20 protein-coding genes are annotated in these 23,405 nt (G+C 74.9%); 15 read left to right on the plus strand and 5 right to left on the minus strand.

The features are described from left to right. Positions 1 to 5 precede the first annotated feature (5 nt). From cobA to CELF_RS10715, 3 genes are all read left to right on the plus strand, one after another. Positions 6 to 1,286 (plus strand): uroporphyrinogen-III C-methyltransferase, encoded by a 1,281-nt coding sequence (gene cobA / locus CELF_RS10705; RefSeq protein ID WP_126297736.1) that lies wholly within the window; start codon positions 6 to 8, stop codon positions 1,284 to 1,286. Between the two features lie 72 nt (positions 1,287 to 1,358). Continuing rightward, a complete protein-coding gene (locus CELF_RS10710) occupies positions 1,359 to 2,174 on the plus strand; it encodes a dihydrofolate reductase family protein (protein WP_126297738.1) in 816 nt (271 codons plus the stop codon). Then, a complete protein-coding gene (locus tag CELF_RS10715; RefSeq protein WP_013771274.1) occupies positions 2,171 to 2,656 on the plus strand; it encodes a hypothetical protein in 486 nt (161 codons plus the stop codon). Before CELF_RS10710 ends, CELF_RS10715 begins: the two co-directional genes overlap by 4 nt. Positions 2,657 to 2,735: 79 nt before the next feature. Here the strand turns inward: CELF_RS10715 and CELF_RS10720 are convergent, their stop codons facing one another. Both CELF_RS10720 and gndA read right to left on the minus strand, forming a co-directional pair. After that, positions 2,736 to 4,025: a carboxylate--amine ligase gene (locus tag CELF_RS10720; RefSeq protein WP_013771275.1), complete on the minus strand. Its 1,290-nt coding sequence runs from the start codon at positions 4,023 to 4,025 to the stop codon at positions 2,736 to 2,738. Continuing rightward, entirely contained in the window at positions 4,022 to 5,476 is a 1,455-nt protein-coding gene (gene gndA, locus CELF_RS10725; protein ID WP_013771276.1) for an NADP-dependent phosphogluconate dehydrogenase, read from the minus strand. The genes CELF_RS10720 and gndA overlap by 4 nt, the downstream gene beginning before the upstream one ends. 175 nt (positions 5,477 to 5,651) lie before the next feature. On the opposite strand from gndA, the gene CELF_RS10730 reads away from it, so the two are divergent. The 6 genes from CELF_RS10730 (at position 5,652) to CELF_RS10755 (ending at position 12,484) form a co-directional block, all read left to right on the plus strand. Further along, positions 5,652 to 6,236 (plus strand): DUF3000 domain-containing protein, encoded by a 585-nt coding sequence (locus tag CELF_RS10730; protein WP_013771277.1) that lies wholly within the window; start codon positions 5,652 to 5,654, stop codon positions 6,234 to 6,236. A 98-nt stretch (positions 6,237 to 6,334) separates the two neighbouring features. After that, on the plus strand, positions 6,335 to 6,847 hold the full coding sequence (locus tag CELF_RS10735) for a helix-turn-helix transcriptional regulator (RefSeq protein ID WP_232014226.1): 513 nt from the start codon (positions 6,335 to 6,337) through the stop codon (positions 6,845 to 6,847). Between the two features lie 87 nt (positions 6,848 to 6,934). Beyond that, positions 6,935 to 8,209, plus strand: coding sequence for an HRDC domain-containing protein (locus CELF_RS10740; RefSeq protein WP_013771279.1), 1,275 nt, complete (start codon positions 6,935 to 6,937; stop codon positions 8,207 to 8,209). 135 nt (positions 8,210 to 8,344) lie between these two features. Further along, positions 8,345 to 9,583, plus strand: a complete 1,239-nt coding sequence (locus CELF_RS10745; RefSeq protein ID WP_013771280.1) for a thiolase family protein — start codon at positions 8,345 to 8,347, stop codon at positions 9,581 to 9,583. After that, the gene (locus tag CELF_RS10750; RefSeq protein WP_013771281.1) at positions 9,580 to 11,709 is read left to right on the plus strand and encodes a 3-hydroxyacyl-CoA dehydrogenase NAD-binding domain-containing protein; all 2,130 of its coding nucleotides are present in this window, start codon (positions 9,580 to 9,582) and stop codon (positions 11,707 to 11,709) included. The genes CELF_RS10745 and CELF_RS10750 overlap by 4 nt, the downstream gene beginning before the upstream one ends. Positions 11,710 to 11,818: 109 nt before the next feature. Then, entirely contained in the window at positions 11,819 to 12,484 is a 666-nt protein-coding gene (locus tag CELF_RS10755) for a maleylpyruvate isomerase N-terminal domain-containing protein (RefSeq protein WP_013771282.1), read from the plus strand. A 259-nt stretch (positions 12,485 to 12,743) separates the two neighbouring features. Here CELF_RS10755 and pflA read toward each other — a convergent pair whose 3' ends face one another. From pflA to dxs, 3 genes are all read right to left on the minus strand, one after another. After that, the gene (pflA, locus tag CELF_RS10765; RefSeq protein WP_013771284.1) at positions 12,744 to 13,631 is read right to left on the minus strand and encodes a pyruvate formate-lyase-activating protein; all 888 of its coding nucleotides are present in this window, start codon (positions 13,629 to 13,631) and stop codon (positions 12,744 to 12,746) included. A gap of 47 nt (positions 13,632 to 13,678) precedes the next feature. Beyond that, entirely contained in the window at positions 13,679 to 15,952 is a 2,274-nt protein-coding gene (pflB, locus tag CELF_RS10770; protein ID WP_013771285.1) for a formate C-acetyltransferase, read from the minus strand. Between the two features lie 100 nt (positions 15,953 to 16,052). Continuing rightward, a complete protein-coding gene (dxs, locus tag CELF_RS10775) occupies positions 16,053 to 17,936 on the minus strand; it encodes a 1-deoxy-D-xylulose-5-phosphate synthase (protein ID WP_013771286.1) in 1,884 nt (627 codons plus the stop codon). A 232-nt stretch (positions 17,937 to 18,168) separates the two neighbouring features. Here dxs and CELF_RS10780 point away from each other — a divergent pair, with 232 nt between their 5' ends. The 6 genes from CELF_RS10780 to CELF_RS10805 all read left to right on the plus strand — a co-directional run bounded on the left by CELF_RS10780 (position 18,169) and on the right by CELF_RS10805 (position 23,375). Beyond that, positions 18,169 to 19,623 (plus strand): GuaB1 family IMP dehydrogenase-related protein, encoded by a 1,455-nt coding sequence (locus CELF_RS10780; protein WP_013771287.1) that lies wholly within the window; start codon positions 18,169 to 18,171, stop codon positions 19,621 to 19,623. After that, a complete protein-coding gene (locus CELF_RS10785) occupies positions 19,620 to 20,315 on the plus strand; it encodes a type 1 glutamine amidotransferase (protein ID WP_232014227.1) in 696 nt (231 codons plus the stop codon). Before CELF_RS10780 ends, CELF_RS10785 begins: the two co-directional genes overlap by 4 nt. Next, positions 20,312 to 20,992 (plus strand): NUDIX hydrolase, encoded by a 681-nt coding sequence (locus CELF_RS10790; protein ID WP_013771289.1) that lies wholly within the window; start codon positions 20,312 to 20,314, stop codon positions 20,990 to 20,992. The genes CELF_RS10785 and CELF_RS10790 overlap by 4 nt, the downstream gene beginning before the upstream one ends. A gap of 58 nt (positions 20,993 to 21,050) precedes the next feature. Further along, a complete protein-coding gene (locus CELF_RS10795) occupies positions 21,051 to 21,935 on the plus strand; it encodes an aminoglycoside phosphotransferase family protein (RefSeq protein WP_013771290.1) in 885 nt (294 codons plus the stop codon). A gap of 83 nt (positions 21,936 to 22,018) precedes the next feature. Then, positions 22,019 to 22,915: an arginase family protein gene (locus CELF_RS10800; RefSeq protein ID WP_013771291.1), complete on the plus strand. Its 897-nt coding sequence runs from the start codon at positions 22,019 to 22,021 to the stop codon at positions 22,913 to 22,915. A gap of 31 nt (positions 22,916 to 22,946) precedes the next feature. After that, positions 22,947 to 23,375, plus strand: a complete 429-nt coding sequence (locus tag CELF_RS10805) for a DUF1801 domain-containing protein (RefSeq protein ID WP_013771292.1) — start codon at positions 22,947 to 22,949, stop codon at positions 23,373 to 23,375. Positions 23,376 to 23,405: the final 30 nt, after the last annotated feature.

The raw sequence follows: 23,405 nt of genomic DNA on the forward strand, positions 1-23,405 counted from the left end.
ACGCCATGCCTCGCCATCCGCTGCTCCTCGACCTCACGGGACGACGGGTGGTCGTCGTCGGCGGCGGTCCCGTCGCGGCCCGCCGGACGGCCCGCCTCGTCGCCGACGGCGCGGACGTGCTGGTCGTGGCGCCGCGGCTGTGCGAGGACCTCGCGGAGCTGGTCGCGCGGGACGCCGTGCGGTGGGCGCCGAGGGAGTACCTCGCGACCGACCTCGACGGCGCCTGGCTCGTGCACACCGCCACCGGCGAGCGCGACGTCGACGCGGCCGTCGCCGCGGACGCGGACGCGCTGCGCGTGTGGTGCGTGCACGCGGGCGACGGCGCACGGTCGACCGCGTGGACGCCCGCGGTCGCGCGCGTCGACGACGTGACCGTCGCCGTGACCGCGGGCGGCGACCCGCGCCGCGCGACGGCGGTCCGGGACGCCGTCGCGCTGCTGCTCGACACCGGCGCCCTGCCGCTGCGCCGGCACCGCCGCGCCGCGGTCGGGACCGTGACCCTCGTCGGCGGCGGGCCGGGCGACCCGGGGCTCGTCACGACCCGCGGCCGCCGCGCGCTCGCCGAGGCCGACGTCGTCGTCGTGGACCGGCTCGCACCACGCACCCTGCTCGACGAGCTCGACCCCGACGTGGAGGTGGTCGAGGCGGGCAAGCAGCCGCACGCGCACACGCTCACCCAGGAGCAGATCAACGAGGTGCTCGTCGAGCGTGCGCTGCGCGGCCTGCGCGTCGTGCGTCTCAAGGGTGGCGACCCCTTCGTGCTCGGCCGCGGCGGCGAAGAGGTGCTCGCGTGCCTCGAGGCCGGCGTCCCCGTCGAGGTCGTGCCCGGCGTGACCAGCGCGATCGCCGTCCCGGGCGTCGCGGGCATCCCCGTCACGCAGCGCGGCGTGTCCCGCCAGGTGACGATCCTGTCGGCGCACGACAGCGCCCCCGACTGGTCGAGCCTCGCCGCGGTCGAGGGCACGCTCGTGCTGCTCATGGGCGTCGGGCGGCTCGCGGAGCACGCCGCCGCGCTCGTCGCGCACGGCAAGGACCCGGCGACGCCGGTCGCGGTCGTGGAGAACGGCACGCTGCCCGGGCAGCGCACGACGGTGGCGACGCTCGCGACGATCGCGCAGCGCGCGGCCGAGCGCGGCGTCGGCAACCCGGCCGTGGTCGTCGTCGGCGAGGTCGCGGCACTCGCCGACGTCCTCGGCCCGCACGGGACCGGCCCGGCCGCCGAGCCCGCCGCCACGCCCGCACGCGCCGGCACCGCAGCCGCGGAGGCACCCGACGCGACGCCGTGACGTGCAGCGACGTGCCGTTCCCCACACCGCCCCGGCGCGCCCGGCCGGGCGACGTGGCCTAGCGTGAGGGCCGTGCCCACGACCGACGACCTGCCCCCGCTCGACGTCCTGCTGCCCGTGGAGCACGCCGGCGAGCGCCTCGACCCCCGTCCCGACGAGGCCGAGCTGCTCGGCCTGTTCACCGACCGGATGCCCGTCGACCCGCCGCGCGGCGTGCACGTGCGCGCCAACATGGTGAGCTCGCTCGACGGCGCCGCCACCGGTGCGGACCGGCGCAGCGGCAGCATCAACGACCCTGCCGACCACCGCGTGTTCCGCGTGCTGCGCGCGCTCGCCGACGTCGTCCTCGTGGGCGGCGGCACGGTGCGCGCCGAGCACTACAGCGCGCTGGAGGTCCCCGCGGGCCTGGAGGAGGCACGCCGCGCGCTGGGTCGTTCGCCGGAGATCGAGCTCGCCGTCGTGACCGCGGGTGCGGACCTCCCCGGCGCGCTGCTCGACGGACCCCGACCGCCGATCGTGATCACGACGTCGCAGTCCCCCGGCCTCGACCAGGTCCGGGACCGGGTCGGCCCCGAGCGCGTCATCGTCACCGAGTCCGACACCCCGGGGGTCGTGGACCTGCGCGTCGCGCTCGCCGCCCTGGGCGCCCGCGGGCTGTCGCACGTGCTCGCCGAGGGCGGCCCGTCGCTGCTCGGCCAGCTCCTGGAGGCGGACCTCGTGGACGAGCTGTGCGCGACGTCGAGCCCGGTGCTCGTCGGCGGCCCCGCGCCCCGGATCGTCGCCCGGCACGACTGGCTCGACCCGGCGCGTGCCGTCCGACCCCTGCACCTCCTGCACTCCGACGGCGTGCTGCTGGGCCGCTGGCAGGTCGTTAGGCTCGGCGCGTGACCGACACGATCCTGGTCCTCGTCGAGGACACCCTCACCGCGTCCGACGTCCAGCACCTGCTCTCCCTGCACCCCGACGAGGAGCTCGCGTACCGCGTCCTCGTCCCGGCGGACACCGAGCGGCCGCTGCTGTCGACGATCATCGACGACCTCAGCATGGGCGAGCTGCGGCAGGCGTTCGACCGCGCGCGCGGCAAGGAGCCGTCGGAGCACGAGGCGCGGGCCACCGCGGCCGAGCAGCTCACGGGCAGCCTGGCGCAGTTCACGGCGGCCGGGCGCAGCGCCACGGGCGAGGTCACGCAGGACGACCCGATCCCGGCGCTGCGGTCGGCGGTCGCCGCGGGCGGCGTGCGCGAGGTCGCCGTCGTGACCTACCCGCACGCGCTCGAGGACACGTTCCACCGCGACTGGGCGTCGCGGGCGCGCGACGAGCTGCGGGTCCCGGTGCTGCACCTGTACGCCGGCACGAGCGAGCTCGGCTGAGCGCCCTTCACGCGTCGCACGACGAGGGCCGGACCCCGCTGGGGGTCCGGCCCTCGTCGTCGGCGCGGCTCGCGCCGGGTCAGAACCCCGTCTCGGTGACGGCGGGGTACCAGCGCCGGAACTTGCGCACCTGGTTGAGCTTCGCGGCCCACACGTAGGCCCGCCGCCGCGGCGACAGGTCCTTGCCGTACGCGAGCGGGTGCGCCGTGGCGCGGGCGCGCACGAGCCGCCGGACGCGCTGCGCGAGCTGCGGGTCGCGGACGTACCGCAGCAGCAGACGGTGCGGCACGATCGAGTACAGCACCTCACGGTCGACGACGACGGGCTCGACGGCCCGGCCCTCGACCTGGTCCTCCACGACGAACCGCATGGGGTTCGCGCCCGCCGCGGTGACGTAGTAGTTGTTGCGCCCGATCCGGGGGTTGACCTCGAAGAACCGGAACCGGTCGGTGCGCGGGTCGACCTTGACGTCGAAGTTCGCGAACCCGCGGTAGCCCGTCGAGGTGAGGAAGCGGCGCGCCTGCTCGAGCATGGCGTCGTCGCGGTACGTGATCATCGCTGCGGGGTTGCCCAGGCCGGAGGGCGTGTGCTCCTCGAGCAGGACGTGTGCGCTGCACAGCAGCGTGATCTCGCCGCGGCTGTCGACGTACGCGGTGATGGAGCGCATCTGCGTGTCGTCGCCGGGCACGAGCTCCTGCACGACGAACCGGCCGCGGAAGCCGGCTGCGCGCAGCGCGGACCACAGCCACGTGAGCTCGTCGGGCGTCGCGATCTCGAAGACCTTCTTCTTGCCCTCGAACTCGACGTCCTGGTAGTCCGCGCTGCTCGCCGCCTTGGCGATGAGCGGGTAGTCCAGGTCGACCGCGGCGGGCGCCCAGCCGGGCTCGTGGGCCGCGGTGAAGTCCTGCACGATCGTGCGCGGGACGGAGATGTCGAGCCGCTCGCAGATCTCCGCGAACGTCGCCTTGTCGGAGATCTGGTCGAGCAGCCCCTCCGACAGGAAGGGCACGACGTAGTACGGCTCGAGCTCGGCGCGGTGCTGCACCACGACGCGGACGAGCCAGTCCGAGTTCGCCATGAGCAGCAGGCGACGGTCGGGCATGCGCCGGGCGACGTCGAGCAGCCGGTCGACGAGCTGACGGGGGTCGTGCCCGTCGGCGACGATCTCGTGGTCGACGATCCGGGAGTGCGCGACGGGTCCGAGTGCGGCGCCGGCGACGACGACCGAGCGCACGCCGTAGGCCTCGTGGAACGAGCGGGCGAGCGCGTAGACGCCGATGTCGGCGCCGAGGATGACGGGCTGGAGCGGGGCCACCCCGCCGGCCCGGGGGGCGACCGGGGCGGCGGGGGCCGGGGCGGTGTCGCTCACGCGTCCTGCTCGGTGCGGTCGGTGGACCACGTCGTGTGGAACGTGCCCTCGCGGTCGGTGCGCCGGTAGGTGTGCGCACCGAAGAAGTCACGCTGCGCCTGGATGAGCGCGGCGGGCAGCCGCTCGGCGCGGACCCCGTCGTAGTAGGCGAGCGAGGAGGCGAACGCAGGGGTCGGCACCCCGTGCAGCGCGGCTCCCGACACGACGCGACGCCAGGCCTGCACGCCGTTGCCGACCGCGCCGGTGAAGTACTCGTCGGCCAGCAGCAGGGGCAGGTCGGCGTTGCGCTCGTACGCCTCCGTGATCCGGTTGAGGAACCGCGCGCGGATGATGCAGCCACCGCGCCAGATGCGCGCCATCGCGCCCCGGTCGATGTCCCAGCCGAACTGCTCGGACGCGGCGGCGATCTGGTCGAACCCCTGGGAGTACGCCACGACCTTCGACGCGTACAGCGCCAGGCGGACGTCCTCGACGAACGCGTCGCGGTCCTCGACCGCCCACGGCGTGGTGTGCGCGGGCAGCGTGCCCAGCGCGGCCGTGCGCTGCGGGACCGACCCCGACAGGGCGCGGGCGAACGTCGCCTCCGCGATCCCCGTGATCGGCACACCGAGGTCGAGGGCGTTCTGCACCGTCCAGCGGCCGGTGCCCTTCTGCTCGGCCTGGTCCAGGACGACGTCGACGAACGCCGCGCCCGTGGCCGCGTCGACGTGCTGCAGCACGTCCGCGGTGATCTCGATGAGGAACGACTCGAGGTCGCCCGTGTTCCACTCCGCGAAGATCTGCCCGATCTCGGCCGCGGAGGCCCCGAGCCCCTGCTTGAGCAGGTCGTACGCCTCGGCGATGAGCTGCATGTCGGCGTACTCGATGCCGTTGTGCACCATCTTGACGAAGTGCCCCGCACCCCCGGGACCCACGTAGGTGCAGCACGGCACCCCGTCCACCTTCGCCGAGATCTTCTCGAGGATCGGCCCCAGCCACTCGTAGGACTCCGCGGTCCCACCCGGCATGATCGACGGGCCCAGCAGCGCGCCCTCCTCGCCGCCCGAGACGCCCGTGCCGACGAAGTGCAGACCCTTCGCGCGCAGCGCCGCCTCGCGGCGCACCGTGTCGGGGAAGTGGGCGTTGCCCGCGTCGACGACGATGTCGCCCTCGTCGAGCAGCGGCACGAGCTCGTCGATCACCGCGTCGGTGGCCGCACCGGCCTTGACCATCACCACGACCTTGCGCGGCCGCGCCAGCGAGGCCACGAAGTCCTCGACCGACTCGGAGGCGACGAACGTGCCCTCGTCGCCGTGGTCGTCCAGCAACGACTGCGTCTTGGCGAACGACCGGTTGTGGATCGCCACCGTGAACCCGTTCCGCGCGAAGTTGCGCGCGAGGTTCCTGCCCATCACCGCCAGCCCGGTGACGCCGATCTCCGCCGTGCCGGGTGCCGTGGTGTTCGCGGCCATGCGTGAGGTGCTCCTTGTCGTCGACGGCCGGACCGCGCCGACGACCGGTGCACGAGGTGCGGAGCGGGGGCGCGACGTCCGGGTGGGAGTGCCCGGTCAGCCTAGCGGCGTAGTGCTCACCCGGGAGCGGCGTGCCGGACGTCAAGACGGCGCCCCCGCACGTACGCTCCCGATCGTGACCCCCGCAGGCCCCGAGGACGTCCCGGCCGAGTTCGTCCGCGCGCTGCGCTCGCTGCGCACCGTGACCGTCCGGCCCGAGGTCGTGCTCGACGAGGTCCCCGGCCCCGCCCGGATCGCCCCGTTCTCCGCGGCCCTGACGGCCGAGGTGCGCAGCGCTCGCCGCTCGGTCGCGGCCGCAGAGCTCGCGTCGGGGCGTTTCGTCGTGCTCTACGACCCCGAGGGCCAGGAGGCGTGGGACGGCACGTTCCGCCTCGTGACGCTCGTGCGGGCGTCGCTGGAGAGCGAGGTCGGCGCCGACCCGCTGCTCGCAGAGGTCGCGTGGTCGTGGTTCTCCGACGCCCTCGAGCAGGCCGGCCTGGAGCCGCACGCGGCGGGCGGCACGGTCACGCGCGTGCTGTCGCAGAGCTTCGGCGCCCTGGAGCGCCGCGCGGAGCAGACCGAGCTCGAGATCCGCGCGTCGTGGACGTCGGCGGGCGAGGACCTGGGCCCGCACCTGCGGGCGTGGGCGACGCTGCTGTGCACCGCGGCGGGCCTGCCGCCGCTGCCCGAGGGCGTCGTGCCGCTCGGCCCGCGCCGCTGACCAGGGAGCTCGCCGCACCCCCTCCTTGATGGACGTCCGACACGATCGGGACGCCCGGGACTCTCAAGAACACCACGGCGCCTGCCGATGGAAGGCATGTGAGCATCGAGCCCCTGCGTCGTGACGTCGCCCTCCGCCGGCCGGCCGTGCGGACGGCAGCGCCCGCGACCCGGCGGTTGTCCAGCCCGACCCAGCAGATGTGCGTCGTCGTCTCGGAGATCGCCGACGGCGACGGGGTGGCCCTCGTGCAGAACCTGCGCCGTCGTGGCGCCCCGCGGGTCGTCGTCCTGACCCGCCGCGCGAGCCGCGGCGAGCTGTCGGTCCTCCTGCAGGGCGGTCTGCGCGGCGCGGTCGCGAGCACGACCGCCGCGAGCGTGGCGCGCCAGCCGGCGCCGGCGCCCGCCCCGCCGACGCTGCCCGAGCTCACCGCGCGCGAGATCAGCGTGCTCAAGCTCGTGGCCGACGGCCGCAGCAACCGGCTCATCGGCGAGGAGCTCGGGCTCTCGGCGCTGACCGTCAAGAGCCACCTCGCGCGCATCTCGCGCAAGCTCGGCACCGGCGACCGCGCGGAGCTCGTGGCGATCTCGTTCCGCGGCGGCGTGCTCGACTGAGCGACCCCCGGCTCCGCCCGGGTGACGTGCGCCGCACCCCGCGCGGCCTGCACGGCCGCACGGACGCCGTCGCATACGGTTGACCTCATGCACTCCGAGGTTGCCGACGACGCCCGTGACACCGGGGACGACGTCACGCCGACCCCGGTGGTCCCCGACGTCGTGCCGCTGGTCGAGCCGGCCGACGGCGTGCCGCACGTCGTCGACACGCCCGAGGAGCTCGCGCGCGTGGTGGCCGCCTTCGGGGCCGGCACGGGTCCCGTCGCCGTCGACGCCGAGCGCGCGTCGGGCTACCGCTACGGCCAGCGCACCTACCTCGTGCAGCTGCGCCGCGAGGGCGCGGGGACCGCGCTGATCGACCCGGTGGCGCTGCCGGACCTGTCGGCGCTGTCGGAGGCACTCGTCGGCGTCGAGTGGGTGCTGCACGCCGCGTCGCAGGACCTGCCGGGGCTCACGGAGCAGGGCATGCGCCCGACGCGCATCTTCGACACCGAGCTCGGGGCGCGGCTGCTGGGCATGGAGCGCGTGGGCCTGGCCGCGGTCGTCGCGGATGCGCTCGGCCTTGGCCTGGCCAAGGAGCACTCGGCCGTCGACTGGTCGACCCGCCCCCTGCCGCAGGAGTGGCTGCGGTACGCGGCGCTCGACGTCGAGGTCCTGGTCCCGCTGCGCGAGGTGCTCGCGGAGCGGCTCGCCGTCGCCGGCAAGGCCGAGTGGGCGGCGCAGGAGTTCGAGGCGGTGCGCACCGCACCCACGCCGCCTCCGCGCGTCGACCCGTGGCGCCGCGTCTCGGGCTTGCACCAGGTCAAGGACGCGCGCCGGCTCGCCGTCGTGCGCGAGCTCTGGCTGACGCGCGACCAGAACGCCCGCCAGCGCGACATCTCCCCCGGCCGTGTGCTGCCCGACGCCGCGATCGTCGCCGCCGCGCAGGCGCTGCCGCGCTCGGTGCCGCAGCTCACGGCCCTGCCGGCGTTCTCGGGCAAGGGCACCCGCCGCCGCGCGACGCTGTGGCAGCAGGCGATCGACCGGGGGCTCGCGCTGCCGGACGCGGAGCTGCCCTCGGTGCGCGGCCCGCGCAGCGACGCACCTCCCCCGCCGCGCGCGTGGGCGGACAAGGACCCGGCGGCCGCGGCCCGTCTCGCGGCGGCGCGCGACGTGGTCGCCGAGCTCTCGGCGACGCACGACGTCCCGGCGGAGAACCTGCTGCAGCCGGACCTGCTGCGTCGCCTCTGCTGGGCTCCCCCGGCACGCCTCGACGCCGCCGGGATCGCCGAGTTCCTCGCCGCGGGCGCCGCGCGCGAGTGGCAGGTCGGGCTTCTCGCGGAGCGGCTTGCGACGGCGTTCGCGGGGCTGTCGCGCAGCTGAGGTCGGCCCGACGCGCCGGTGTTACTGTTCGGTAACTTCGGCTGACGTAGGACCTTGGTCCCGGTACGGTCGGCTGGAGCGGGCCCGCACCGGTGGGCCCCACACCGGACACCGTCGTCCCTGCCTGGAGGCCCGATGCCGACCGCATCCGCCCGACCGCCCGTCGCCCGTCGCGTCGTCTTCGTCGACGGGGTCCGCACCCCGTTCGGCCGTGCGCGCAAGGACGGGCTCTACGCCCACACCCGCGCCGACGACCTCGTCGTCAAGACCGTCCGCGAGCTCCTGCGCCGCCACCCCGACCTGTCGCCCGAGCGGGTCGACGAGGTCGCGATCGCCGCGACCACCCAGCAGGGCGACCAGGGCCTGACGCTCGGCCGCACCGTGGGCGTCCTCGCGGGCCTGCCCCGCACCGTGCCCGGCTACGCCGTCGACCGGATGTGCGCGGGCGCCATGACGGCGGTGACCAACGTCGCCGCGACCATCGGCGTCGGCGCGCAGGACGTCGCGATCGCGGGCGGCGTCGAGCACATGGGCCACCACCCCATGGGCTTCGAGGCCGACCCGAACCCGCGGTTCCTGTCCGAGCGGCTCGTCGCACCCGACGCGCTCAACATGGGCGTCACGGCCGAGAACCTGCACGACCGGTTCCCCGCCCTGACCCGCGAGCGCGCCGACGCGTACGGCGTCGCGAGCCAGGCGAAGTACGCCGCGGCCCTCGCCGCCGGGCGGATCGACCCCGACCTCGTGCCCGTCGCGCTGCGCGACCCCGAGCGCGGCTGGGGTCTCGCGACCGCCGACGAGCCACCGCGACCCGGTACCACGCTCGACGCCGTCGCCGACCTGCCGACGCCGTTCCGGCCGGGTGGCCGCGTCACCGCCGCGACGTCCGCGCCGCTCACGGACGGCGCCGCGTCGTGCGTGCTCGCCGCCGAGGAGACCGCCGCCGAGCTCGGCCTGCCGGTGCGCATGCGCCTCGTCTCCTTCGCCTACGCGGGCGTCGAGCCCGAGATCATGGGCGTCGGGCCCGTGCCCGCCACGCGCAAGGCGCTCGACCGCGCCGGCCTGACGATCGACGACATCGGGCTGTTCGAGATCAACGAGGCGTTCGCGGTCCAGGTGCTCGCGTTCCTCGACGCGTTCGGCATCGCCGACGACGACCCGCGGGTCAACCCGTACGGCGGCGCGATCGCCGTCGGCCACCCGCTCGCGTCGTCGGGCGTGCGCCTCATGACGCAGCTCGCGCGCCAGTTCGAGGAGCACCCCGAGGTCCGCTACGGCGTCACGACCATGTGCGTCGGGCTCGGCCAGGGCGGCACCGTGATCTGGGAGAACCCGCACCACGCCGACTGCACGACCGACGGGAGCCAGCAGTGAGCACGTCCGACACCCCGCAGCCCCGCCCGGAGCGCGTCACGCACGCGCACGTCCGTGACGTCGCCCTGCCGGGCCGTGCGGGCACGCTCGCGCTCGTCACGGTCGACAACGGGCTCGACCACACCAAGCCGACCACGTTCGGGCCGCTCGGCATCGCCGAGCTGACGGCCGCGCTCAGCACCGTCCGCGAGCGCGTGCGGGCGGGCGAGGTCCAGGCCGTCGCCGTCACGGGCAAGCCCTACTTCCTCGCGGCGGGTGCCGACCTGACCCAGGTGACGACCGTCGCCGACCGCGACACGGCTCTCGGCCTCGGGCGCGGCGGGCACGCGGCCTACGTGCTGCTGCACGACATGGGCGTGCCGACGTTCGCGTTCGTCAACGGCGTCGCGCTCGGCGGGGGCCTGGAGCTCGCGCTCAACTGCGACTACCGCACCGTCGCGTCCGACGTGCGCGCGCTCGCGCTGCCCGAGACCGGGCTCGGGCTGGTCCCGGGGTGGGGCGGCGCCTACGTCGTGCCGCGCCTCGTCGGCGTCGAGAAGGCGCTCGACGTCATCCTCACGCGGCCCGCGGCGAACAAGCCGTACGCCGCCGCGGAGGCCGCCGCGATCGGCCTCGTGGACGTCGTGCTCGACCCGGCGGACTTCCTGGAGGAGTCGATCCGGTGGGCCGCGCGCGTCGTGTCCGGCGATCTGGTCGTGGAGCGCCGCCCGCTCGACCCGCAGCCCGTGTGGGAGGGCGTCGTCGCCGCCGCGCGGCAGCGGCTCGACGCGGTCGTGCACGGCTCGCGGCCCGCGCCCTACCGGGCGCTCGATCTCGTCGCCGCCGCGCGCACCGCGACCCGCGACGAGGCGTTCGCCGCGGAGGACGAGGCGCTCGCCGACCTCATCATGAGCGACGAGATGCGGGCCAGCGTCTACGCGTTCGGGCTCGTGTCCGGCGGCAAGAAGCCCGTCGGTGCGCCCGACGCCTCGCTCGCCCAGCCCGTGACCCGGGTCGGGATCGTGGGTGCAGGGCTCATGGCGGCGCAGATCGCGCTGCTGTTCGCGCAGCGGCTCGGGGTGCCCGTCGTCATGCGGGACCTCGACGACGAGCGCGTGGGCAAGGGGCTCGCGGCGGTCCGCTCGACCGTCGAGCGGCTGGTGTCCACGGGCCGGATGAGCGAGCCTGCGGGCGCGCGCCTGCTCGGCTCGGTCACCGGCACGACGGACCTCGGCGACCTCGCGTCGTGCGACCTCGTCATCGAGGCCGTCACGGAGATCCTCGACCTCAAGAAGCGCGTCTTCGCCGAGCTCGAGGGCGTCGTGTCCCCCACCACGGTCCTCGCGACCAACACCTCGGCGCTGTCGGTCACCGCGATGGCCGCGGACCTGCAGCACCCCGAGCGGGTCGTCGGGCTGCACTTCTTCAACCCCGTGGCGGCGATGCCGCTGGTGGAGGTCGTCCAGGCGCAGCGCACGTCGGCCGAGCCGCTCGCCACCGGGTTCGCGGTCGCCGCGAAGCTTCGCAAGACCGCCGTGCTCGTCGCCGACCGGCCCGGCTTCGTCGTCAACCGGCTGCTCGTGCTGCTGCTCGGCGTGATCGTCGACGCCGTCGAGCACGGCACGCCCGTCGAGGTGGCCGACCGCGCCCTGCGCCCGCTCGGGCTGCCGATGCCGCCGTTCGAGCTCTTCGACCTCGTCGGCCCGGCGGTGGGTCTGCACGTGCTCACCTCGCTCCGCGAGGACCTGGGCGACCGGTTCCCGCACTCCCCGGGCCTCGAGAAGCTCGTCGCGGACGGCACCCGGGTCGTGCTCGACGCCCCCGCCAAGGGGCTCCCGAAGCCCGTCGACCCGGCCATCCAGGCGGTCTTCGACGCGGCCCGCGAGGTCGAGGTCGCGGCGCAGCCGCTCGACGATGCGGGCGTGCTCGACGCGGTGCTCACCGCGCTCACGGTCGAGGTCGGGCACATGCTCGACGAGGGCGTCGTCACCACGCCGCAGCAGATCGACCTGTGCATGATCCTCGGCGCGGGCTGGGGCTTCCACCTGGGCGGCCTCACCCCGTACCTGGACCGCACCGGCTACAGCGAGAGGGTCCTGGGCCGCCGGCTCCTGCCGGACGGCGTCGCGAACGTCCCGACCCGCTGACGCCCCCGCGCGTGGTCGGCCGCCCGTCCCCGGCGGCCGACCACGCGCGCGTCCCTGGCCCGGGTCCGGCGCGTTGCGCCTGGTCACGCCGATGCGGGAGGGTGACGACGTGACGCTCACGCTGCCGCCCCTGACCTTCACCGGCTCCCTCGACCGGTCCGCCGTCGTCCCCGCGACCCGGCTGCTCGCCGACCTCGTCGAGCGACCCGAGGTCGCCGCCGCCTGGGACGCCGAGTCGTCCTGCGCGGGCATGAGCGTGGGCGCGCTCGCGTGGCACCTGGTCAACCAGCCGCGGCGGCTGGTCGAGGTGCTGTCCGGACCGGCGGCCGACGTCGCGCCGATCACCGTCGACGAGCACTACGCGCGTGCGGCGTGGATCCAGCAGGACCTCGACGGGCCGGCGAACACCGGGGTCCGCGACCGCTCCGAGCAGGAGGCGGCCGCGGGCGCGACGGCGGCAGCGGCCGCGGCGCGCGACGTGCTGACCCGGCTCGACGACGTCCTCGGGGCGGCCCCTGACGCCGTCGTGCTGCCGTGGACGGGCGCCGCCCTGAGCGCCGACGACTTCGTCGTGACCCGCCTGCTCGAGATCGTCGTGCACAGCGACGACCTCGCGTCGAGCGTGGGCTTGACGACGCCGCAGTTCGCCCCCGAGGCGCTCTCGCCCGTCGTCCGGCTGCTCACCGACCTCGCGCTGCGCCGGCACGGCCAGGACGCCGTCGTGCGCACGCTGTCGCGCCCGCAGCGCGCACCGGAGTCGATCGCCGCCTTCTGAGACGGCGTGGCGGACCGACGGGCCGCGGCCACCGGCACCGGGGCGGCGCCCACGCGCCAGACGGGCACGACGAGGTCGCTGGTGCGCCACCCGTCAGGCGGGCGTCGTGCGGCGAGCCGGTCGACGCTCCCGGACCCGGTGGTCCTCGCGGCGCAGGACGACCTCCTCGCCGCGCTCACGTCCGACGGGCGCGCGCAGCTCACGCACCTGCTCGCGCGCCTCGCGGGTGCCCGCCTCCCGGACGACCCGACGGCCCCCGTCAGAACGTCGTGAGGCCCCGGTCGCGGAACTGGCCGCGGACCCGCTCGACGAGCTCGGCCGACGGCGGCTCGACACCGTCGAGCTCGTAGCGCATCCCCAGCTCGGCCCACTTGTCCTGGCCCATCTGGTGGAACGGCAGGACCTCGACGCGCTCGACGCACGCGCCCAGCGAGGCGACGTAGTCGGCGACGGCGTCGACGTTCTCGACCGCGTCGGTCAGGCCGGGGACGAGCACGAACCGGATCCAGGTGCGCGTGCCGTGCTCGGCGAGCCGGCGGCCGAACGCGAGCGTCGGCGCGAGGTCCTGGCCGGTGACCTTCTTGTAGGTCTCGGGGATGCCCGACTTCACGTCGAGCAGGACGAGGTCGACGTCCTCGAGCATCTCGTCGGAGAGCTGCGCCCCGAGGAAGCCGGACGTGTCGATCGCGGTGTGCACATCCATCGCCTTGGCGCCGCGCAGCAGCCGCCGCACGTACGCGGGCTGCATGAGGGGCTCGCCGCCGGAGATCGTCAGGCCGCCGCCGGTCGCCTTCATGACGCCGCGGTAGCGCTGGATGCGCCGGAGCAGGTCGTCGGCGGCCACGTCGGTGCCGCGGCGCATCTCCATGGTGTCGGGGTTGTGGCAGTACAGGCAGCGCAGCGGGCACCCCGACAGGAACACCGTGAGCCGCGTCCCGGGACCGTCCACCGCGGTGACGAGCTCCCAGGAGTGGACCGAGCCGACGTCGCCGGCCCGGACGGCGGCGAGCCGCGCGGACCGCTCCGCCTCCACCTCGGTCAGACCGGCCGTCCCGGCACCGTGGGCCCGCTCGTGCGACCCGCCGACGAGCGGCGTGCCGAGCGCCACCACGGGGGCGCCGGTCCGCTCGTCGGCCTGGGTCGTCATCGTCGTGCTCCTTCGGTGCCGGGACGGTCTGGTCGGTGCGGCGTCGGTCAGACCGCGCCGTGGAACGTCCGGGACAGGACGTCGAGCTGCTGCTCACGGGTCAGCCGCACGAAGTTCACGGCGTAGCCCGAGACGCGGATGGTGAGCTGCGGGTAGTTCTCCGGGTGCTCCATCGCGTCGAGCAGCGTCTCCCGGTTCAGGACGTTGACGTTCATGTGGTAGCCGTTCGACAGCGTGTACGCGTCGAGCAGACCGACCAGGTTCGTCACCTGCTCCTCCCGCGTGCGGCCCAGGCCCGAGGGCACGACCGACGAGGTGAGGGAGATGCCGTCCTGCGCCTCCGCGTACGGCAGCTTCGCGACCGACAGCGCGGAGGCGAGCATGCCGTGCGAGTCGCGCCCGTTCATCGGGTTGGCGCCCGGGGCGAACGGCTCGCCGGCACGACGGCCGTCGGGGGTCGAGCCCGTGGCCTTGCCGTAGACGACGTTCGACGTGATCGTCAGGACGGACTGCGTGTGCAGCGCCTTGCGGTACGTCGGGTACTGGCGGATCTTCTCCATGAACGTGTTGACGATCCACACGGCGATGTCGTCGGCGCGGTCGTCGTCGTTGCCGTAGCTCGGGTAGTCGCCCTCGATCGCGTACTCGGTCACGAGGCCGTCCGTCGTGCGCAGCGCCTTGACCTTGGCGTACTTGATCGCCGACAGCGAGTCCGCGACGACCGACAGGCCGGCGATGCCGCAGGCCAGCGTCCGCAGGATCTCGCGGTCGTGCAGCGCCATCTCGATGCGCTCGTACGCGTACTTGTCGTGCATGTAGTGCACGCAGTTCAGCGCGTCGACGTACGTCTGGGCCAGCCAGTCCATCGTCTTGTCGAACTTCGCCATGACGTCGTCGTAGTCGAGGTACTCGCCCTCGACCGGCGCGGCGACCGGCGCGACCTGCTTGCCGGAGACCTCGTCGCGGCCGCCGTTGATCGCGTAGAGCAGGGCCTTGGCGAGGTTCACGCGGGCCCCGAAGAACTGCATCTGCTTGCCGACGCGCATCGGGGACACGCAGCACGCGATGGCCGCGTCGTCGCCCCAGTCGGCCCGGATGAGGTCGTCGGACTCGTACTGCACGGCCGAGGTGTCGATCGACACCTGCGCGCAGAAGGCCTTGAAGCCCTCGGGCAGCTTGTCGCTCCAGAACACGGTCATGTTCGGCTCGGGCGCCGGGCCCAGGTTGTAGAGCGTCTGCAGGTAGCGGAACGACGTCTTGGTGACGAGCGTGCGGCCGTCCTCGCCCATGCCGCCGATCGACTCGGTGACCCACGTCGGGTCGCCCGAGAAGAGGGCGTCGTACTCCGGGGTGCGCAGGAAGCGCACGATCCGCAGCTTGATGACGAAGTCGTCGATGACCTCCTGCGCCTGCTCCTCGGTGATCGCACCGGCAGCGAGGTCGCGCTCGAGGTAGATGTCGAGGAACGTCGAGGTGCGGCCCAGGGACATCGCCGCGCCGTTCTGCTCCTTCACCGCGGCGAGGTAGCCGAAGTACAGCCACTGCACGGCCTCGCGGCCGTTGGTCGCCGGGCCGGAGATGTCGTAGCCGTAGGACGCGGCCATCTGCTTGAGCTCGCCGAGCGCGCGGATCTGCTCCGCGAGCTCCTCGCGGTCGCGGATGACGTCCTCGACGGAGCGCTCCATGTCGAGCTCGGCACGCTCGAGCTTCTTCGCGGCGATCAGCGCGTCGACGCCGTACAGGGCGACGCGGCGGTAGTCGCCGATGATCCGGCCGCGGCCGTAGGCGTCCGGCAGGCCCGTGATGATGTGGCTGCTGCGCGCGGCGCGCACGGCCGGCGGGTACACGTCGAAGACGCCGTCGTTGTGCGTCTTGCGGTACTTGCTGAAGATCTCGGAGACGACCGGGTCCGGCTCGTACCCGTAGGTCTCGAGGGACTTCTCGACCATCCGGTAGCCGCCGTTGGGCATGATCGCGCGCTTGAGCGGGGCGTCGGTCTGCAGGCCGACGATGAGCTCGTCGTCCTGGGAGATGTAGCCGGGCGCGTGCGACGTGATCGTCGAGGGCGTCTTGGCGTCGACGTCGTAGACGCCCTTCTCGCGCTCCTCGGGGAACATCGCGCTCAGGCGGTCCCAGATGCCGGTGGTGCGGGCCGTCGCACCCGCGAGGAAGCTGCTGTCGCCCTCGTAGGGCGTGTAGTTGCGCTGGATGAAGTCCCGCACGTCGACCCGGTCCGCCCAGGGACCGGTGACGAAGCCTGTCCACGCGGCCGGGGTGGTGGCCTCGTCGTGGGAGGTGGGGGGGACTGCGGTGGTGGACATCTTCGCTCCTCCGGGGGTCGGTACTTCGAACCTACGGAGGCAGTGATGGGATGTCTTGGGACCTTGGCCCTGGGGGTCCCGGACCCCGTTGTGACGTGCGCTACCCTGCCCGGCCGAGCGCCGTCAGGACGTCCCGCGCGACGTCGTTCGGGCGCAGCCGCAGCTCCCCCACGAGCTGGTCGCGCGACGCGTGGTCGAGGAACCGGCGCGGGATGCCGAACGACTGCACGGGCGTGTGCACGCCCACCTCGCCGCACCGCTGCCCCACGAGCGCGCCGATCCCGCCGTCGACGAGGCCGTCCTCGAGCGTGACGACGTGGTCGTGCTCCCCCGCGAGCTTCGTCAGCGCGGCGGGCACGGGCAGGACCCAGCGCGGGTCGACGACCGTGACGCGCAGACGGTGCGCCGCGAGCAGCTCCGCGGTCTCCAGCGCCGTGCCGGCCATCGCCCCCACGCCGACCACGAGCACGGACGGCGCGTCGTCCGGGCCCGCGTGCCGGGCCAGCACGTCGACGCCGTCGACCTCGTCGACCGCCGGGACCGGGTCCCCCATCGCACCCTTGGGGTAGCGCACCACCGTGGGCGCGTCGTCGACGTCGACGGCCTGCCGCAGCGCCTCGCGCAGCGTCGGCTCGTCGCGCGGCGCCGCCAGCCGCAGCCCCGGCACGATGCCGAGCATCGCCATGTCCCACATGCCGTTGTGGCTCGCGCCGTCGTCGCCCGTGAGACCCGCGCGGTCGAGCACGAACGTCACGCCCGCCTTGTGCAGCGCGACGTCCATGAGCACCTGGTCGAACGCGCGGTTGAGGAACGTCGCGTAGACGGCGACGACGGGGTGCAGCCCGCCGTACGCCATGCCCGCGGCGGAGGTCGCCGCGTGCTGCTCCGCGATCCCGACGTCGAACACGCGCTCGGGGAACTCGGCGGCGAACGGCGCGAGCCCCACGGGCTGCAGCATCGCCGCGGTGATCGCGACGACGTCCTGGCGACGCCGGCCGATCCGGACGATCTCGTCGGCGAACACGCTCGTCCAGCCGAACCGCGACGGCGCGAGCGGCAGGCCCGTCTCCGGGTGGATCTGGCCGACCGCGTGGAACCGGTCGGCGACGTCCTGCTCCGCGGGGGTGTACCCACGGCCCTTCTCGGTGATGACGTGCACGATCACGGGCCCGCCGAACGCCTTGGCGCGGCGCAGCGCGTGCTCGACGGCCTGCTCGTCGTGCCCGTCGACCGGCCCGACGTACTTCAGGCCCAGGTCCTCGAACATGCCCTGCGGCGCGACGACGTCCTTGATGCCCTTCTTCAGGCCGTGCAACGCGTCGTACGCGAACCGCCCGGGCGGGCCGCTGCGGCGCAGCGTGCGCTTGCCCCAGGACAGGACGTTCTCGTAGCCCTGCGTCGTGCGCAGCGTGTCCAGGTGCCGCGCCAGGCCGCCGATGGTCGGCGCGTACGAGCGGCCGTTGTCGTTGACGACCACGACCAGACGGCGGTCCTGGCCCGCCGCGATGTTGTTGAGGGCCTCCCACGCCATGCCACCCGTGAGGGCGCCGTCGCCGATGACCGCCACGACGGTGCGGTGGCCCCGGCCGTGCAGCTGGTTGGCCTTCGCGATGCCGTCCGCCCACGACAGCGCGGTCGACGCGTGCGAGTTCTCGACGACGTCGTGCTCCGACTCGGCACGGCTCGGGTAGCCGGACAGGCCGCCGCGGCGGCGCAGCTGCGTGAAGTCCGTGCGGCCCGTGAGGAGCTTGTGCACGTAGGACTGGTGCCCGGTGTCGAACACGAGCGTGTCGCGCGGCGAGTCGAACACGCGGTGCAGCGCGATGGTGAGCTCGACCACGCCGAGGTTCGGACCCAGGTGACCGCCCGTGCGGGACACCGACTCGACGAGGAACGCGCGGACCTCGTCGGCGAGGCGGGCCACCTGCGCGCGGCTCAGGCGCCGGACGTCCGCAGGGGACGTGATCGAGTCCAGCAGTGCCATGGAACGGCCTCTCCTCCCGGTGCGGCGACGATGCCGCACGCTGCGGACGCCGAAGGCTTCGCCAGCACACTCTAGGTCCAGGCGCCCGGTACGTGCCCTTCCGGACCGGGTGGAGCGCGGGCGGTGCCGTGGAGGGTCGGTGAAGAAGCGGCGGCCCGTCCTCGCAGGTGCCGGGCCCGCACCCGGCCGCCCGGGCCCCACCCGGTACCATCGATCGGAAAGGGGAACTCCCATGCGCTTCCTGCCCGGCCAGACTCCGGCCTCCGACCTCACCTACGGCGACGTCTTCCTCGTCCCGTCGCGTTCCGAGGTCACCTCCCGCTTCGACGTCGACCTCACGCCCGTCGACGGCACCGGCACCACCATCCCGCTCGTCGTGGCGAACATGACCGCCGTCGCGGGCCGCCGGATGGCGGAGACCGTCGCCCGTCGCGGCGGCATCGCCGTCATCCCCCAGGACATCCCGACCGACGTGGTCGCGGACGTCGTCGCCTCCGTCAAGGCGCGCCACACCGTCGTCGAGAGCGCCGTCGAGGTGTCCCCGCACGACACCGTGCACACGGCCCTCACGCTCATCGGCAAGCGGTCGCACGGCGCCGCCGTGGTCGTCGCCGACGGCCGCCCCGTGGGCGTCGTGACCGAGGCCGACTGCCAGGGCGTCGACCGGTTCACGCAGGTCGAGGACGTCATGACGCCGCACCCGACGACGGTCGACCTGTCCGTCCTCGAGCAGAGCGGCACGCGCGGCCTCGAGGCCGCGTTCGAGCAGCTGCACGCGTCGCGCCGCCGGTTCTCCCCGGTCGTGCGCGACGGCCTGCTCGTCGGCGTGCTCACGCGCGTCGGCGCCCTGCGCTCGTCCATCTACTCCCCCGCGCTCGACGCGGCCGGCCGGCTGCGGGTCGCCGCGGCCGTGGGCATCAACGGCGACGTCAAGGCCAAGACCGCGGAGCTGCTCGAGGCGGGCGTCGACGTGCTCGTCGTCGACACCGCGCACGGCCACCAGCGCAAGATGCTCGACGCGCTCGGCGCCGTCCGGTCGCTCGACCCGCAGGTGCCCGTCGTCGCCGGCAACGTCGTCACGGCCGAGGGCACGCGAGACCTCATCGAGGCGGGCGCGGACATCGTCAAGGTCGGCGTCGGGCCCGGCGCCATGTGCACGACGCGCATGATGACCGCCGTCGGACGCCCGCAGTTCTCCGCGGTGCTCGAGTGCGCCGCCGAGGCGCGTCGCCTGGGCGGGCACGTGTGGGCCGACGGCGGCGTGCGCCACCCGCGCGACGTCGCGCTCGCGCTGGCCGCGGGCGCGACGCAGGTGATGATCGGCTCCTGGTTCGCCGGGACGCACGAGTCGCCCGGCGACCTGCACGCCGACGGCGAGGGCCGCCTGTACAAGGAGAGCTTCGGCATGGCGTCCGCCCGCGCGGTCGCGGCCCGCACCCGCGGCGGCTCGGCGTTCGAGCGTGCGCGCAAGGGCCTGTACGAGGAGGGCATCTCCTCCTCGCGCATGTACCTGGACCCGCGCCGGCCGGGCGTCGAGGACCTCATCGACCACGTCACCGCGGGCGTGCGCTCCGCCGCGACGTACGTGGGCGCGACCTCCCTCGAGGAGCTCACCGAGCGCGCGGTCGTCGGCATCCAGTCCGCCGCCGGCTACGAAGAGGGTCGGCCGCTCCCGGACGGGTGGTGACGGTGCGCCCCGTCCTGGTCCTGACGCACGCGTCCCACGAGGGCCCCGGGCTGATCGGGCCGGCGATCGACGGGCCGCTGCAGGTCCGCACCGTGCTCGACGTCGCCGAGCCGCGGCTGCCGTCGCTCGACGACGTCGCGGGCGTCGTCGTCATGGGCGGGCCGATGGACGCGGACGACGAGCGGCATCCCGGCCTCGCGGCGGAGCGGCGGCTGCTCGCGGACGCGGTCGACGCCGACGTGCCGGTCCTCGGCGTGTGCCTCGGCATGCAGCTGCTCGGGCTCGCGCTCGGGGCACGGCTGCACCGGCGGCACGGCACGGAGATCGGCTTCGCCCCGGTCGACGTGGTGGCCGACGACCCCGTGCTCGGCCCGCTCGGCACCCGCCCGACGGTCCTGCACTGGCACTCGGACGCGGTGGACCTGCCGTCGGGGGCGACGCTGCTCGCCTCCACGCCCGCGACGCCCGTGCAGGCGTTCCGCGCGGGCAGCGCGCTCGGGCTCCAGTTCCACCCCGAGGTCACGGCGTCGATGCTCGAGCTGTGGCTCACGACGCCGGACATGACCGCCGGGCTCGCGGAGGACGAGGTCGTGGCGGTGCGCGCCGACGGGGCGCGGCACCTGCCGACGCTCGTGCCGGCCGCGGAGAAGGCGCTCGCGGCCTTCGGGGAGCTCGCGCGGGCCCGCGGATGACGTCCGCGGCGGACGGCGTACGCGAGGCGCTGCGCGCGCTGTGCGCCGCGGGGCTGGACTGGCGGGTCGACCCGTCGCGGGTCCTGCCGTCGGTCGCCGACGCACGCCCGGCGGCCGTGCTGGTGCTGTTCGGCGAGCTGGACGCGGCACCCGCACGCACGGGCCGTCCCGCGGTCGCCGCCGACCTCGACGTGCTGCTCCAGCGCCGCGCGGCGACGCTCGGGCACCACGCCGGGCAGGTGTCGTTCCCCGGGGGCCGGACCGAGCCGTCCGACGTCTCCCCCGCGGCGGCCGCGGTGCGCGAGGCGGTCGAGGAGACCGGGCTCGACCCCACGGGCGTCGAGGTGCTCGGCACGCTGCCGCCGCTCGCGGTCCCGGTCAGCAACCACCTGGTCACTCCCGTGCCCGCGTGGTGGACGCGCCCGTCCGACGTCGCGGCCGTCGACCACCGGGAGACGGTCGAGGTGCTGCGCGTGCCGGTCGTCGACCTGCTGGACCCGGCGAACCGTGCGAGCGTCGCCCACGAGCGCGGCGGGGTGCGCGTGCGCACGCCCGCGTTCGTCGTCGGAGACCTCGTGGTCTGGGGGTTCACCGGTATCGTCCTGGGCCGCATGTTCGACGCGCTCGGCTGGAGCCTCCCGTGGGACGACCGCCGGACGGTCCAGCCGCCACGCTGACCGGCGCGAGCCGCCTGCCCGCTCCGAGCCCTTGCCCGTGCCGGCCGAGAGGACACCCGTGGTCCACCCCGTCCCCGAGATCGACGTCGACGAGCACCTCGCCCGCACGCTCGTGCGCGACCAGCACCCGGACCTCGCGGACCTGCCCCTGACGTGGGCCGGCACCGGCTGGGACAACGTGCTGTGGCGGCTCGGTGACGACCTCGCCCTGCGGTTCCCGGTGCGCGCGGCGTCCGCGCCGCTGGTCGAGCACGAGCAGCGCTGGCTGCCCGTCCTCGCGCCGCTGCTGCCGGTGGCGACCCCCGTGCCGGTGCGCACGGGCGTCCCGTCCACGCGCTACCCGTGGGCGTGGAGCGTCGTCCCGTGGTTCGACGCCGCGCCGGCGTGGCGCACGCCCGTGCGCGAGCGCGCCGCGTGGGTGCCGGAGCTCGCCGACGTCCTGGTGGCGCTGCACCGCCCGGCGCCCCCCGACGCGCCCCACAACCCCTTCCGCGGCGTCCCGCTGGCACCCGACGCGACCGTCCTGCGCGAGCGCCTCGACCGCCTCGCGCTGCCCGACGCGGACCGGGTGCTCGCGCTGCGCGCCGAGCTGGCCGCAGCCCCCGCGTGGGACGGGCCGGCGCTGTGGCTGCACGGCGACCCGCACCCCGCGAACCTGCTCGTCCACGACGGGCGGCTGCGCGCCGTCATCGACTTCGGTGACGTGACGTCGGGCGACCCGGCGTCGGACCTCGCGACGGCGTGGCTGACGTTCGACGCCGACGGGCGGGCCGACCTGCGGGACCGGCTCGACCGTGCGCGCGGGTGGGACGACGCCGTGTGGCGGCGGGCGCGGGCATGGGCGCTGCACCTGGGTGTCGTCCTGCAGATGCACCCGGTGGACCACCCGCACCTGGCGGCCGTGGGCCGCCACGCCGTCAGCGAGGCGCTCGACGGCGACTGACGCGGCCGACCGGTCCGCGCGTGCGGGCGCGCGGGCCCGGGTCGCGGGGCTGCGTGTCGGACGCCACCCGTACGGTGGCGCGCATGCCGACCACCGCACCCCTCGGCCTCCTCGGCGTCCCGTCGAGCGTCGCCGCGCACGCGCCCGGTCTCGAGCGCGGCCCCGCGGCCCTGCGCCGTGCCGGGCTCGTCGCGACGCTGCGCGCCGCGGGTCGCGACGTCGTGGACCACGGCGACACCGCGGTCGCCCGCTGGCGGCACGACCCGCCGGGACGCACCGTCCCGCACGACGTGCACCGCGTCGTCGAGGTGCTGCAGGAGGCGCGCGCCGCGACGCGGGCGGTGCTCGACGCGGGGCACGTGCCGGTCGTCGTCGGGGGTGAGTGCACGGTCACGCTGGCGGTGCTCGCGGCGGCCGTCGACGCCGGGCGGGACCTCGGGCTCGTGTACGTGGACGGTGGCCAGGACCTGCACGTCCCGACCGGCCCCGCGGACGAGCCGATCGCGGACTCGACGGGTGTCGCGCACCTGCTCGACCTGCCCGGCGTGCACCCCGCGCTCGCCGGGTTCGGCCCGCGCCGCCCGCTGCTCACCGCGGACCGCCTCGCGTTCGTCGGGCAGTCCGACGACGAGGAGGACGTGCACGGGCTCGTGCCGTCCCTGCGCGTCCGGGCGGACGCCGTCACCGCGGACCCGGTCGCGGCGGCCGCCCGGGCGCTCGCCGTCGCGGGGCGCGACGGGTACCTCGTGCACCTCGACGTCGACGTGCTCGACTTCTTCGCGTTGCCGCTCGCCGACGTCCCCACCTACGGCCGTGGCCTCGTCCCGGCCACGCTCGGCACCCTGCTCGCGGCCCTCGTCCGCAGCGAGGGGTTCGCGGGGCTCGTCGTGACCGAGGCGAACCCCGACCGGGACGCCGACGGCGAGCACCTCGCGCTGCTCGTCCGGCTGATCGCCGACGCCCTCACCACCGGCCGCTGACACGACGACGCGACCCCGCGATACTGACGCCATGGCCGACCAGCCGCGCACGGTGCCCACCGACGCCGACGTCCGCGCGTTCGTCGACGCGGTCCCGCACGCGGTCCGTCGCCGCGACGCGCAGCGCCTGCTCGACCTGCTGGGCCGCGTGACGGGTGAGCAGCCGCGGATGTGGGGCCCGTCCATCGTCGGCTACGGCAGCTACCACTACCGCTACGCGAGCGGACGCGAGGGCGATGCGGCCGCCGCGGGCTTCTCGCCGCGCACGGCCTCGACGACCGTCTACCTGGCCGACGGTTTCGACGCGCACGCCGAGGACCTTGCGGCGCTCGGCCCGCACACCACGAGCGTCAGCTGCCTGTACCTCAAGGACCTCGACCGCGTGGACCTGGCGGTCCTCGAGCGCATCCTGCGACGGTCCTGGGCGACGGTGACCGCTCCCGGCTTCGGCCAGGTCTGACCCCGACGTCGCAGGGGGACGCGAGCGGGC

It is taken from the genome of Cellulomonas fimi ATCC 484 (genome assembly GCF_000212695.1).
Classification (GTDB): domain Bacteria; phylum Actinomycetota; class Actinomycetes; order Actinomycetales; family Cellulomonadaceae; genus Cellulomonas; species Cellulomonas fimi.

Coding starts and splice junctions, on each gene's coding strand:
- cobA (WP_126297736.1), top strand. CDS start 6: ATGCCTCGCCATCCGCTGCTCCTCGACCTCACGGGACGACGGGTGGTC.
- CELF_RS10800 (WP_013771291.1), top strand. CDS start 22,019: ATGCCGACCACCGCACCCCTCGGCCTCCTCGGCGTCCCGTCGAGCGTC.
- CELF_RS10805 (WP_013771292.1), top strand. CDS start 22,947: ATGGCCGACCAGCCGCGCACGGTGCCCACCGACGCCGACGTCCGCGCG.
- CELF_RS10745 (WP_013771280.1), top strand. CDS start 8,345: ATGCCGACCGCATCCGCCCGACCGCCCGTCGCCCGTCGCGTCGTCTTC.
- pflB (WP_013771285.1), bottom strand. CDS start 15,952: ATGTCCACCACCGCAGTCCCCCCCACCTCCCACGACGAGGCCACCACC.
- gndA (WP_013771276.1), bottom strand. CDS start 5,476: ATGGCCGCGAACACCACGGCACCCGGCACGGCGGAGATCGGCGTCACC.
- CELF_RS10790 (WP_013771289.1), top strand. CDS start 20,312: ATGACGTCCGCGGCGGACGGCGTACGCGAGGCGCTGCGCGCGCTGTGC.
- pflA (WP_013771284.1), bottom strand. CDS start 13,631: ATGACGACCCAGGCCGACGAGCGGACCGGCGCCCCCGTGGTGGCGCTC.
- dxs (WP_013771286.1), bottom strand. CDS start 17,936: ATGGCACTGCTGGACTCGATCACGTCCCCTGCGGACGTCCGGCGCCTG.
- CELF_RS10780 (WP_013771287.1), top strand. CDS start 18,169: ATGCGCTTCCTGCCCGGCCAGACTCCGGCCTCCGACCTCACCTACGGC.
- CELF_RS10740 (WP_013771279.1), top strand. CDS start 6,935: ATGCACTCCGAGGTTGCCGACGACGCCCGTGACACCGGGGACGACGTC.